The following is a 12,287-nucleotide window of genomic DNA, read 5'->3' on the forward strand; positions in this document are numbered from 1 at the left end:
CCCGGGGCGCGCGCCCCGGGCAGCAGATCAGGCCTCAGCCGAAGAACATGTTCCGGCGGTTGGCGAGCAGCCGGTACAGCGTGTGCTGAATGGTCTCGCGGACGTGGTCGGTGAGTTCGAAAGTGACCATCGGGTCCTCAGCCGCGCTCTCGTCGTACTCGGAGGTTGAGATCGGCGCACCGAACTCGATGTGCCATTTCGACGGCAGCGGCACCATCCCCACCGGGCCCGCGAGCGGGAACAGCGGAGTGACCGGGAAATACGGCAGGCCCAGCAGGCGTGCCAACAGCTTGACGTCGGCGATCATCGGATAGATCTCCTCGGACCCGACGATCGAGCACGGGATGATGGGCGCCCTGGTCCGCAGTGCGGCCGCGACGAACCCGCCGCGGCCGAACCGCTGCAGCTTGTAGCGGTCCTTGAACTGCTTGCCGAGGCCCTTGTAGCCCTCGGGAAACACCGCGGTGAGCTCACCGCCCTCAAGCAGCCGGTGCGCGTCGGCCGTACAGGCCATCGTGTGGCCGGCCTTGCGCGCGGCGTGTCCGAGCACCGGCATGTCGAAGACCAGATCGGCGGCCAGCAGGCGCAGATCGCGCTGTGTCGGATGGTGGTCGTGCACACCCACCGACAGCATCAGGCCGTCGAACGGCAGCACGCCGGCGTGGTTGGCCACCACAAGCCCGGCGCCGTCGACCGGCAGGTTCTCCACACCGCTGACCTCGACCCGGAACCACGACTTGAACAGCACCCGCAGCAAAGGCAGGAACATGGCCTCGTTGAGGTGTTTGTCGAAGCCGAAATCGTCGACGACGTAGTCCCCGGTCAGCCGCCTTCGGACAAACTCAGCAACCGAGGAGATCTTGACCGCGAGGTCGTTGGGCTCGGCCGCTCCGCCGTCGGGGCCTGCCGCGGAAGCTCGATGCTCATCGATCTCACGCACCACCGCGGCGAGCTGCTCCGCAGTCGCCCTGGTGTCCGGATCGGACAGCAGCGACGGATGTCGCCGCGCCGCGTCAGCGCGCTGGCCAGCTCTCCGGGATGACGCTGCACGGCTCGAATTGCCATGCAGCGGAATGACTTTTGCTCGCCCGTCACCCGCCACGCTCAATGACCTCTCCCCCGACGAAAGTTCTGCATGTCTAGCTCCCCCACCGCTGCGCCACGGCCACAGCACGTGTCTCCACCGAGCGTACCCACTGCGGATCGATGATCGGAGTCAAACCCCGACCGCGTACGTAATCGTCGAACGCCTCGAGCGTCGTCCACTTCGGGTGGTACCCCAACTCGGTGCGCATCCGGGTGGTGTCCATCACCCGGCCGTAGGACATGTAGCGAAGGTGTTCGCGGTTGAGCTCGGTGGCACCGGTGGCCCGGCGCAGCGAATCCACCACACGCACCCCGGTGGCGGGCAGTGGCAAAGCCAGCCGGCCCGAGCGCCGGATCGCCTGCGACATCATGATCACGCCGCTGGCCCCGATGTTGAAGGTGCCCGCCCGGCCCGCCGTGGTCGCATGCTCGAGGGCGCCGAGCGCATCCTGCTCATGCAGAAGCTGAAGGCGCGCATCGCGACCGATCGTGGTGGGCACCACCGGACCGGCGAGGTAGCGCGACAACTGGGTGTCCATGGCGGGTCCGATCATGTTGGCCAGGCGCAGGATGGTCACGCTGATGTCGGGCCGTCGCCGTCCCAGACCCCGTGCATAGCCCTCGATGTCGAGGCTGTCGCGCGCGAAACCCTCGCCGAGTGGACGCAGGCTGGTGCTGTCCTCGGTGAACATCACCGGGTCGAACGCGCTGGACCCGTAGACCTCGGAGGTGGACTTGAGCACCACCCGCCGAACCGTGGGAGCCTTCTGGCAGGCCGCGAACAACTGCATCGCGCCCATCACGTTCAATTCCTTGAGCGTGGCCCGACCACCGCTGCGAGGGGCATAGGAAGCCGCCGCAGCGTGCACCACGGTGTCCACATCGCCGTTGCGAATCACCTTGGCGATGAAGGGGTTTCGAATGTCGGCCCGAACGAATTCGGCGCGGCCCATCCGGCGCTGCAGGTCCTTGCTCGGGGTCACCGCGTCCACCGCGATGACCTTCTCGATCGAGGAGTTGGCCGCCAGCCGCGCGGTCAGGTAGCCGCCGAGGAATCGGCACGCTCCGGTGACCAGAACAACTTTGGGCGGTGCAGGGGTGTCCTTGGGGTCGCCCGATTCCATTTGGACAGGCTACCGGTCAGGCGGCGCCTGGGCATGCCCGACGACCCTGCCGAGGGCAGGTCGCCAGCGCTTCCCCAGGACGCGCCCAGTCTCGGATTACTTACCGAGTTTTCTGCGCTGCACCCGGGTCCGACGCAACAGCTTGCGATGCTTCTTCTTCGACATACGCTTGCGCCGCTTCTTGATGACTGAACCCATGAACTCCGCTGCCTACCTAAGGGATGCGCCGCACTCGAGGGGCGCGCCGACACGACTTAACCCGGCCACCTTACCGAAGGCAGGCCCCCAAACCGAAATGGGGGCTGCCGCGACGGTCGAGGCTGGCCGGGCCCAGCCAGTACCGGCGTGCGCCGATCTAGCCGGCGTCGAAGTACGAGGTCTCCAGCAGGTCGTGCACGGCCTTGGCGTGCACACGGAACGACCGGCCCACGCGAACGGCAGGAAGTTCACCGTTGTGCACGAGCCGGTACACCGTCATCTTGCTGACCCGCATGAGGCTGGCGACCTCGGCGACAGTGAGGAACTGGGTCCTGGCGGCCGGTTGGCCGTCCGCAGATCCAGAGTCCCGCTTTCCACCGGCCGATGGCCCGTTCATAGACGTCATCGCAACCCAATCAATCAGGCACGGCCAGTCCCAGCGGCTTCCCCTCCGCTGGCACGAACGCGTGCATACAACGAGGAGAATAGCGGGGCAGATGGGGTTGCTGCGACGGGTGTGGGGTAATCCGTCGAAAATTCGCGGAACCCGTTTGAATTACTCTGATGTGATTCCGAGCTGCTCAGAGCGGATTTTCGCCGCGGTCACGGCGTTGTCCACCGCTGCCCGCAAACCACCGCGCTCCAACTCGCGCAGCCCGGCCGCGGTGGTGCCGCCCGGGGACGTCACAGTCGCCCGGAGCTGCGCCGCTGTGGTGTCCACACCGGTGCCCGATCGGCGCCCGGAATCGGCCCCCGAACCCTGGTCCATGCCCTCCAGCAACATCGCGGCCGAACCCGCCATGGTCTGCACCACCAGATCCGTCGCGACGGGCCGCGACAGCCCCGAGGCGACGGCCGCATCCACCAGCGCCTCGACCATCAGGAAGAAATACGCCGGGCCCGACCCCGACACCGCGGTCACCGCGTCCAGCTGGCTCTCCACCACCGTGATCACCCCGCCGACGCAGCCGAACACGTCGGAGACGGCCTGGAGCTGTTCGGCCGTGGCGAACCTGCCCGGCGCCAGCGCGCTGATTCCGGCACCCACCAGAGCGGGCGCGTTGGGCATCACCCTGATGACGGGGGCCCCGGCCGGCAGCTTGGACTCGAAGAACGACGTCGGCACCCCGGCGGCCACACTGACGAAGACCTGCTCGGCACTGTCGGCCTCGGCCTTGGCGGCGGCCTCGGCGATGTCGCCGATGACCAGTTCGACGTCGGCGGGCTTGACCGCGACGAGGACGAAGTTGGCGTGCTCGGCGGCGTCGGCGACCGAAGCCACCTGCACCGAGTACTTCTCCGACAGCTGCTTGGCCCTCTCCGGTGACTTCTCGGAGACGACGAGGTCCTTCACCTGCCGACCGGACCGCAGGAGGCCCGCCAACAGAGCCTCACCCATACTTCCGCCGCCGATGATCGCGATTCTGGCCATGACGAGAGACCCTAGCGCCCGGGTTGCGGGGCGGTGCCTCTGCACGGCCCTGTGACGATCGTGGCGGGCCGAACCGGGTCCGGCCCACCCAACGGGGGCTACGGCGCGGGAACGAGCGCCAGCTGGCGGGTCTGGACGACGATGCGGCCCGTGCTGTCGACGACCACATGGTCCTCGTCGAACCAATCCTGGCCGATCTGCATGGTGGAGGCGACGATGCGCAGCCAACCCGGCGCGGGTACGCCGCGCAGATAGGCGGTGAGCTGCACCGTGGGTGCCCAGCCGGTCCGGCCGACCGCGAACGTCACCGGCATGGAGATGTCACCGCACATCAGCGCGAACAGCACGTCGAGCTCGTCGTGACGCGGGCGCACCCAGATGCGCGTCTTCGGGGACTGCCCGGCGGCGACCGTGCGCAGCCCGGACATGTCGGGCCGGATGTCGCAGCCCGCGGCGAGGTGATTGATCTCGGCGAGCGGGTGACCCGGTTCGATCGGGCCGATCTCCGGCGGGGGTTCGACGGGCATGTCCGCGTGTGCGGTGTCGACCGCCAGCAGCGGTGGTGCGTCGTGCTCGGGATGGGCCAGGGTGACCGTGGCGCGCACGGCCACGCGGTCGCCCTGCGTCAACTCGACGTCGACCAGGCTCACCCGGCGACCGCGTTTGCGGACCGCGGTGACCAGCCGCACAGGGCCCGGGTCGGGTGCGGTCAGGAAGCCTGCCGACACCGCGACAGGCTGCTCGGGTCCGTCGCCGCCCATGGCGAGCCGCGCGGCCTTCGCACACAACGCCAGCATCACGCCGCCGTGCACCTTGGGCCCGATCGTCCAGTGCAGGTTCAGTTCTCCGACGAACACCGGGTCACCGGAGAAAGATCCGTCCGCCACCCGGTGCAGCGCCATCGCCCGGGTGAAACTCGCCGATTCGGTCATCGCAGCAGATGGGCCCGGGCGAACTGCAGCGACTCGGTCAGCAGCTCCTCACGCTCGGCCTCCGAACGCGCGCCCGAGGTCGTGACCTCGAGAACCACATGGCCGCTGAAGTCGCTGCCGGCGAGCATCTGACACACCTCCACGGTGGGCTGGGTGCCCCGCCCCGGCACCAGGTGTTCGTCGGCCGAGGCGCCGTTTCCGTCGCACAGGTGCAGATGCACCAGTCCGTCGCCCATCCGCTGCGCCATCTCCATCGCGTCGGTGCCCGCGGTGGCGGTGTGGGACAGGTCGAGCGTGTAGTGGGCGTGACCGCCCTCCAGCGGGTCATAGGACGGCGCGAACGCCGATATCCCCACACCGGGCCCGCCGCCGCGCCTGCGCATCCGCTCGATCGACGTCTGCCCGACGCCGAAGAACCGGTCGGCGCGGAACGGGAACATGTTCTCCACGGCGACCATGACGTCGCTGCCCGCCTCCAGTTCGGCGACCTGCTCGCTGAAGCCCTCGGCGTAACGCCGCTGCCACCGGAACGGTGGATGCACGACCACCGTCTGCGCACCCAACTGCTCGGCGGCCCGCACGCTGCGCTCGAGCTTGGCGATCGGGTTGGCGCCCCACACACGCTGCGAGATCAACAGGCACGGGGCGTGCACCGAGAGCACCGGGACCTCATACCGCCGCGAAAGCTCCTCGATGGCGTCGATGTCCTGGCTGACCGTCTCGGCCCACACCATGAGTTCGACTCCGTCGTAGCCGAGCTTCGCGGCGTACTCGAACGCAGCCTCGGTGCGCAGCGGGTACACCGAGGCTGTCGACAGGCCGACCTTGATGGCGGGGCGCACGAAAGCCAGGGTGCCTAGTTCGCCTGCAGCAGCGCGAGCGGTCCGAAGGTGACGAGTGCACCCACGGCGACGGCGGTCAGCGTGCTGCCGATGTCCTCGGTCTTGCGCACGATCCGGACACCCACGACCAGGCCCAGGATGATCAGCACCCCGAGCGCGAGTGCGACCAGGCTGTTCCACTTCCAGAGCTGATCGAAGGCGATGAACAGGCCGGCGCCGAAGGCGACCGCGACGATCGACTGCAGCGCGATGGAGGCGCCGTGCATCACGAGCTGACGGCGCGTCATGGGCTCGTCGAGGTCACCCTCGATGTCCTCGTCGTCCTCGTCGACGCCGTCGAGTTCGGCCACGTCATCGAGTTCGGCCAAGCCGTCGAGTTCGGCCGCCACATCGTCGTCGTCGAGCGCGCTCGACCGGCGGCGCGCCAGGTCGTCGGCGACGGTCTCGCCGCCGAACAGCGTGGTGTCGTCGGCGTCGGCGAACGACGGGTCGCCGATCCCGAGTTCGTCGGGGATCAGATTGACGTCGGCCAACCCGGTGTCGGCGGTGAGGTCGAGTTCGGTCTCGGAGTCCTCGAGATCGATCGGGTCGGGACTCATGGTCTCGGCCGGCGCACCCTCGTCGCGCCGACGGCCGTCGAGCGGCCCCGCCTCAACCCTGCGCACCGGACGCGGGTAGTGGCTGCGTTCGGGGGTCGCCGGGCGGCCCCGGCGCGGCAGGGGGTCTTCCGAGCGTTCCGGCGGTGTCCTGCGCTCCCGAACGGGCTCGTCGGCGACGGGCCGCGCCGGGGGTGCGCCGTTCCGGCCGCGCGCGGGCGCGGGCTCCGGCCGCGGAGCGACGCGTGGGGCAGCCTCGGCCGCCGCCTCCTGCGGCTCAGGACCGGGAGCCTCCTCGGCGTCGGCCGCATCGTCCTGCTCCTCCTCGGCATCGCGGACGACGGGGATCTCGCCGGTCCGGATGATCGGGATCTCGCCGGTCAGTTCGGCGACCGTCACGGCGTCACTGTTGCCGCGGCGGCGCCGGCGGCGGCCACCGACGGGCGGTGCGCCGATCGTGCCGTTCTTGGCCAGCAGTTCGGCCACCGAGATCGGGCGCGTGCCGTTGGCGCCGTTCTCTGGTCCAGTCATCGTCTGTTGCCTCCCGGCCGGGTCTGCCCGACTCTGTCAGCATCCCCCATCTGCGTCTCCACCAGATCGGAACCGTCCGCTTCACTGTCGAGCTTGCGCAGGATCAGGCCCTCCCGCAACGCCCACGGGCAGATGTCCACGACTTCCAACGACAGCGCTCGCATGCTCGCCTCCGCCACCAGGGCACCCGCCACGATCTGGGGGGCCCGTTCGGCGCTGACTCCTTCCAATTCCGCACGATCAGCCGCGGTCATCCTAGAGATGAACGCTATGAGTTGTCTGAGACCGTTGGCCGTCAGCGTCCTCTTGACCCGCGGTCCGGCGCCCGAAGGTGCCGCACCGGTCAGCCGAGCCAGGGAGCGGAACGTCTTGGATGAGGCCACCGCCAGATCCGGGCTGCCCGCAGCCAGCACGGTCTTGCGCGCGTCCGCCAGTTCGGTGTCCAGCCAATCACGCAGCATAGCCACCCGGCGCCGGCCCGGCGGATCGTCCGGCAGCCACTCCCTGGTCAGCCGTCCCGCCCCCAGCGGCAGCGACAGGGCCACCTCGGGCTCCTCGTCCACGCCGTTGGACAGTTCGAGTGAGCCGCCGCCGATGTCGATGTTGATGATGCGACCCGCACTCCAGCCGTACCAGCGCCGGACCGCCAGGAAGGTCAGGCGCGACTCGTCGCGGCCCGAGAGCACCTGCAGCGCAACGCCCGTCTCGGCGGCCACGCGGGCCAGCACCTCTTCGGAGTTCGTGGCGTCGCGGACGGCGGAGGTGGCGAACGCCATGAGTTCGGCACAGCCCGAACTGGCGGCGATCTTGGCCAGCTCGTCGACCGTGGCGACGAGCCTGTCGGCGCCCTTGCGGGTGAGCTTGCCGGAGCTGTCGATGGCCTCGGCGAGTCGAAGCGCGGCCTTGGTCGAACTCATCGGGGTGGGATGGCCACCACGACGTGCGTCCACCACCAACAGGTGAACTGTGTTGCTTCCCACGTCGAGCACGCCCAATCGCACGTCTGTCAACCTAGCGCGGCGGCCGGGGGTGCGCGGAAGCGCCCGCGCAGAAGGCGTTCGGCGCGCCGCTGGGCGGTGAACCCGAGCGATGTCGTCTACCGTGGAATCCTGTGGCAGGCGGTGTGTATCCGGGTGAGGTCGAGTTGGACTTCCCGCGTGAATGGGTCGAGTTCTACGACCCCGACAACGACGAGCATCTGATCGCCGCCGACATGACCTGGCTGCTGTCCCGCTGGACGTGCGTGTTCGGCACGCCTGCCTGTCAGGGCACCGTCGAGGGCCGGCCGGACGACGGCTGCTGCTCACACGGCGCCTTCCTGTCCGACGACGACGACCGGGCCAAACTCGACGACGCGGTCAAACAGCTGACCGACGAGGACTGGCAGTACCGCGATAAAGGCTTGGGTCGCAAGGGGTATCTCGAGATGGACACCTATGACGACGAGCCGAACCTGCGCACCCGGAAGTACAGGGGCGCGTGCATCTTCCTCAACCGTCCCGGTTTCGCCGGCGGCATCGGCTGCGCGCTGCACAGCAAGGCCCTCAAGCTCGGCGTCAATCCGCTGACGATGAAGCCCGAGGTCTGCTGGCAGCTGCCGATCCGGCGCACCCAGGAATGGGTGAAGCGGCCTGACGACACGGAGATCCTCAAGACCACGATCACCGAATACGACCGCCGCGGTTGGGGTTCGGGCGGCGCGGACCTGCACTGGTACTGCACCAGCGACCCGGCCGCACACGTCGGTGCGAAGCCGGTCTATGAGTCCTACGCGCCGGAGTTGACCGAACTGCTCGGCGAGAAGGCGTACGCCGAACTGGCGGCGATGTGCCGACGCCGCAGCGCCCTCGGCCTGATCGCCGTGCACCCCGCGACCCGCGCGGCGCAGTGACCCTCAGCGCACCCGGTTGGCCTCGGCCCACACGCTGCCCGCGGTGAATCCCTCGGTGCTGGTGATCTTGAGCTGATGCTCGTCGGCCAGCATCCGTTCGACGCCCGCGTCGGCCGGCCAATACCGCGCGTGCACGGCCGCAGCCATCGTGGTGCCGCGCACGGGGTCGATCCGCCACACCGACACCACGGACATTCCGACATCGGCCAGCATCCGGATCAGCGCGGTCAGCGAGTAGTAGGCGAAGTGGTTCGGCGACAGCGAGTCCCACCGGCCACAGCGGACCAGGTCGGCGATCGAGTCGAACTGCAGCAGCAGCACTCCCCCGGGCGCGGTGGACTCGGCCAGCATCCGGAACGCCGATCGCTGGTCGGGGTCGTGGACGGCGCCGAAGTTGTCGACCACGACGTCGGCCTGACCGCCGAAGACGGGGGTGAAGCCCATCTGCGTCAGCAGCGGCAGCCAGCTGCCGCCGTGCCTGCCCCCGAACTGCCGGACCGTGTCGCCGACCAGAAGTTCGGCTGCGTCGGCCGTGCGCAGCATCTGAGTGACCTCGTCGGCCCTGGGCTCCGGATAGTCCAGACACGGGTGGGTCGCGTTCGAGCTGTCACCGTCGAGCTGGGCCAGTGCGCATTCGATGCACAGCGCCAGTGCGACACTGCCAAGGTCGATCACCCGTTGAACGGCACGCGATCCGCATGCTCGACAAAACGCCCCACCGTGCACGATCCAACTCCCCCACGTCGACACACCTTGAGGCGCCACCCCCGACATCCCCAAGGTGTTCCACCCTACAAGTCGGCGCGGGTGCGCGTCAGCCCTCCAGCTTGTAACCCAGGCCACGCACCGTCACCAGCCGCACCGGGTTGGCCGGGTCGGCCTCGATCTTGGATCGCAGCCTTTTGACGTGGACGTCGAGGGTCTTGGTGTCCCCGACGTAGTCGGCCCCCCAGACGCGGTCGATCAACTGACCGCGGGTCAACACCCGCCCGCTGTTGCGCATGAGGTATTCGAGCAGGTCGAACTCCTTGAGCGGCAGAGTGATCAACTCTCCCGCGACGCTCACGACGTGCCGTTCGACGTCCATCCGGACGGGGCCGGCCTCCAGGACCGCGCCGTCGACGCCGCCCTCGTCGGTGTCGCCGCCGCGGCGCAGCACGGCCCGGATCCGCGCGATCAGCTCGCGCGCCGAATACGGTTTGGTGACGTAGTCGTCAGCGCCCAGTTCCAGGCCGACGACCTTGTCGATCTCGCTGTCGCGAGCGGTCACCATGATCACCGGCACGGCCGAACGGGCCCGAAGCTGCCTGCAGACATCGGTGCCGCTCATCCCGGGCAGCATCAGGTCCAACAGCACGATGTCGGCGCCGGACCGGTCGAACTCGGCCAATGCACTCGGACCGTCGCCCACCACCGTGGCTTCGAATCCCTCCTTGCGCAGCAGGAAGGCCAAGGGATCGGCCAGCGACTCCTCGTCCTCCACGATCAGCACACTGGTCATTGACGTAATCGTCCTCTCCTCACAGGGGTCCTACTCAGGTGACTCTTCGCCGTCGTCGGCGTCGTTGCAGGCCGGGATCGACAGCGTGAAGGTCGATCCGGTGCCCAGTTGACTCCACAGCCGGATCGACCCGTTGTGGTTGGCGGCGACGTGCTTGACGATCGCCAGGCCCAAACCCGTCCCGCCGGTGGCACGCGAGCGCGCCTTGTCGACCCGAAAGAAGCGTTCGAACACGCGCTCCTGATCGGCCTTGGCGATTCCGATGCCCCGGTCGGTCACCGCGATCTCCACGTACGCGCCGCGGCGACGCCGACTGATCGACACCGTCGAGCCGTGCGGCGAGTACGCGATGGCATTGGAGATCAGGTTCGCCAGCGCCGTCGCGAGCAGCGGCGGGTTGCCCAGCACCTGCAGGCCGGACGGGGCGTCGGCGGTGACACTGATGTCGGCGTTGTCGGCGGCCAGCTTGTTGCGCGAAATCGCCTCGGCCACAACGCTGTCCACGTCCACCGCGTCGAGGTCGGGCAGTTTCTCGGCGCCCTGCAGGCGGGACAGTTCGATCAGTTCGCCGACCATGTCGGCAAGACGTTTGGATTCCGCGAGCACCTTGGCGCCGAACCTGCGCACGGTTTCGGGGTCCTCGGCGGACTCCAGGATCGCCTCGGCCAGGACGCCGATGGCGCCGACGGGCGTCTTCAGTTCATGGCTGACGTTGGCGACGAAGTCACGCCGGGTCGCCTCGACTCGGGCGTGGTCGGACTGATCGTCGACGAACACCACCGCGAACCGGCGGTCATCGTCGGTCAGCAGGCGGACGTGGCCGCGCACCGACAGCCCCGAACGTCCCGCGGCGGCCCGTTTGGGCGCCGGCGTCAGGTCCACCTCGGTGTTCTCACCGGTCTCCAGGGTGTGCTGCGCGGCGGCCCAGGCCCGGTCGTCGAGCAGGCGGTCGTGCACGAGTGCCAGTTCGCCGTGCCGGGCGCGGTCGTTGACGAAGACCACGTCACGGAAGGCGTCCACGACGACGATCCCCTGCGGGGAGAGCTCAACGATGCGTTTGAGCATCTGGGACACCGTGATACCGGCCAGTTCCGCGGCGCGGCGACGCCGTCGCTCCACGATCATCGGCCACAACTGCGCGCCGATCACCGCGCCCACGACCAGCGCCAGCCCAGAGGCGACCCCGGCGAGGATCAGCGCCGATACGACACTCACGCGAAAAGCGTACGCATCCGGTGAACGTCATCCCAGCAGCGTGCGGCCAAAGCGGGACATGTCACAGCATCCCGAGCAGGTGTTCGCGCGCCGTTAACCCGCGTTCAACTGCCGTTTGCTCGCCCCTCACCCTGGGCGGGTCAGTGCGCCTGCTTGGCCCCCTGGCTGGCCACGGCCGCGGCGCCGGCGGCGGCGGCCTCGGGGTCCAGGTAGGTGCCGCCCGCCACCTTGGGCCGCAGGTCCGCGTCGAGGTCGTAGCGCAGCGGGATGCCGGTGGGGATGTTCAGGCCCACCACGTCCTCGTCGCTCATGCCGTCCAGGTACTTCACCAGCGCGCGCAGGGAGTTGCCGTGCGCGGCGACCAGCACGGTCTTGCCCGCCCGCAGGTCGGGCACGATGGCCTCTTCGAAGTAGGGCACGAACCGGGCCACGACGTCGGCCAGACACTCGGTCAGCGGGCCGCCGCCGATGCCGGCGTAACGCGGATCGGCGTCCTGGCTGAATTCGCTGCCCTTCTCGATCGGCGGCGGCGGGGTGTCATAGCTGCGCCGCCACGCCATGAACTGCTCTTCGCCGTACTTGGCCTTGGTCTCGGCCTTGTCGAGGCCCTGCAGCGCGCCGTAGTGCCGTTCATTGAGCCGCCAGTCCCGGACCACGGGGATCCACAGCCGGTCGGCGGCGTCGAGCGCGAGGTGCGCGGTGGTGATCGCGCGGCGCAGCAGCGAGGTGTACAGAACATCGGGCAGCAGACCCTGTTCGGCCATCAACACCCCGGCGCGCACGGCCTCGGTGCGGCCTTTGTCGGTCAGGTCGACGTCGACCCATCCGGTGAAGAGGTTGAGCGCATTCCATTCGCTCTCGCCGTGACGGAGCAGGACCAGGGTGGAGTCAGCCATGCCTGGAATCCTCTCATGCCTCCACTGGGACGCGCGTGGGCGG

At 68.8% G+C, this 12,287-nt stretch carries 14 protein-coding genes; 1 reads left to right on the forward strand and 13 read right to left on the reverse strand.

Annotated elements, in window-relative coordinates; translation table 11 throughout:
• Window positions 1–34: 34 nt before the first annotated feature.
• The 9 genes from A5727_RS02935 to A5727_RS02970 form a co-directional block, all read right to left on the reverse strand.
• A complete protein-coding gene (locus A5727_RS02935) occupies window positions 35–1,108 on the reverse strand; it encodes a lysophospholipid acyltransferase family protein (RefSeq protein ID WP_231991933.1) in 1,074 nt (357 codons plus the stop codon).
• 31 nt (window positions 1,109–1,139) lie between these two features.
• Window positions 1,140–2,210: an SDR family oxidoreductase gene (locus tag A5727_RS02940; protein WP_068244186.1), complete on the reverse strand. Its 1,071-nt coding sequence runs from the start codon at window positions 2,208–2,210 to the stop codon at window positions 1,140–1,142.
• 96 nt (window positions 2,211–2,306) lie between these two features.
• Window positions 2,307–2,408, reverse strand: a complete 102-nt coding sequence (locus tag A5727_RS26795; protein ID WP_003402602.1) for a 30S ribosomal protein bS22 — start codon at window positions 2,406–2,408, stop codon at window positions 2,307–2,309.
• A 157-nt stretch (window positions 2,409–2,565) separates the two neighbouring features.
• A complete protein-coding gene (locus A5727_RS02945) occupies window positions 2,566–2,814 on the reverse strand; it encodes a cell division/environmental response transcriptional regulator (protein WP_068244189.1) in 249 nt (82 codons plus the stop codon).
• 150 nt (window positions 2,815–2,964) lie between these two features.
• Complete coding sequence (gene proC / locus A5727_RS02950; RefSeq protein WP_286150012.1) at window positions 2,965–3,885, reverse strand: pyrroline-5-carboxylate reductase; 921 nt, start codon at window positions 3,883–3,885, stop codon at window positions 2,965–2,967.
• A gap of 53 nt (window positions 3,886–3,938) precedes the next feature.
• Window positions 3,939–4,772, reverse strand: coding sequence for a thioesterase family protein (locus A5727_RS02955; protein WP_068244195.1), 834 nt, complete (start codon window positions 4,770–4,772; stop codon window positions 3,939–3,941).
• A complete protein-coding gene (locus A5727_RS02960; protein ID WP_068244198.1) occupies window positions 4,769–5,614 on the reverse strand; it encodes a sugar phosphate isomerase/epimerase family protein in 846 nt (281 codons plus the stop codon). The genes A5727_RS02955 and A5727_RS02960 overlap by 4 nt, the downstream gene beginning before the upstream one ends.
• Before the next feature lie 14 nt (window positions 5,615–5,628).
• Window positions 5,629–6,741 (reverse strand): Rv0497 family membrane protein, encoded by a 1,113-nt coding sequence (locus A5727_RS02965; protein ID WP_068244201.1) that lies wholly within the window; start codon window positions 6,739–6,741, stop codon window positions 5,629–5,631.
• On the reverse strand, window positions 6,738–7,742 hold the full coding sequence (locus tag A5727_RS02970) for a Ppx/GppA family phosphatase (protein ID WP_068244204.1): 1,005 nt from the start codon (window positions 7,740–7,742) through the stop codon (window positions 6,738–6,740). The genes A5727_RS02965 and A5727_RS02970 overlap by 4 nt, the downstream gene beginning before the upstream one ends.
• 110 nt (window positions 7,743–7,852) lie before the next feature.
• Between A5727_RS02970 and A5727_RS02975 the strand changes: the two genes are divergently transcribed.
• The gene (locus A5727_RS02975) at window positions 7,853–8,632 is read left to right on the forward strand and encodes a DUF3109 family protein (protein WP_197507568.1); all 780 of its coding nucleotides are present in this window, start codon (window positions 7,853–7,855) and stop codon (window positions 8,630–8,632) included.
• Window positions 8,633–8,635: 3 nt separating this feature from the next.
• Here A5727_RS02975 and A5727_RS02980 read toward each other — a convergent pair whose 3' ends face one another.
• From A5727_RS02980 to A5727_RS02995, 4 genes are all read right to left on the reverse strand, one after another.
• Complete coding sequence (locus A5727_RS02980) at window positions 8,636–9,307, reverse strand: class I SAM-dependent methyltransferase (RefSeq protein WP_068244207.1); 672 nt, start codon at window positions 9,305–9,307, stop codon at window positions 8,636–8,638.
• A 139-nt stretch (window positions 9,308–9,446) separates the two neighbouring features.
• Window positions 9,447–10,133 carry a winged helix-turn-helix domain-containing protein gene (locus A5727_RS02985; RefSeq protein ID WP_068244210.1) on the reverse strand — a complete coding sequence of 229 codons (687 nt, stop codon included), beginning with the start codon at window positions 10,131–10,133 and terminating at the stop codon, window positions 9,447–9,449.
• A gap of 30 nt (window positions 10,134–10,163) precedes the next feature.
• A complete protein-coding gene (locus A5727_RS02990; protein WP_068244213.1) occupies window positions 10,164–11,348 on the reverse strand; it encodes a sensor histidine kinase in 1,185 nt (394 codons plus the stop codon).
• A 140-nt stretch (window positions 11,349–11,488) separates the two neighbouring features.
• On the reverse strand, window positions 11,489–12,244 hold the full coding sequence (locus tag A5727_RS02995) for a phosphoglyceromutase (protein ID WP_068244217.1): 756 nt from the start codon (window positions 12,242–12,244) through the stop codon (window positions 11,489–11,491).
• Between the last annotated feature and the right edge of the window lie 43 nt (window positions 12,245–12,287).

Source organism: Mycobacterium sp. ACS4331 (assembly GCF_001667265.1).
Taxonomy (GTDB): Bacteria; Actinomycetota; Actinomycetes; order Mycobacteriales; family Mycobacteriaceae; genus Mycobacterium.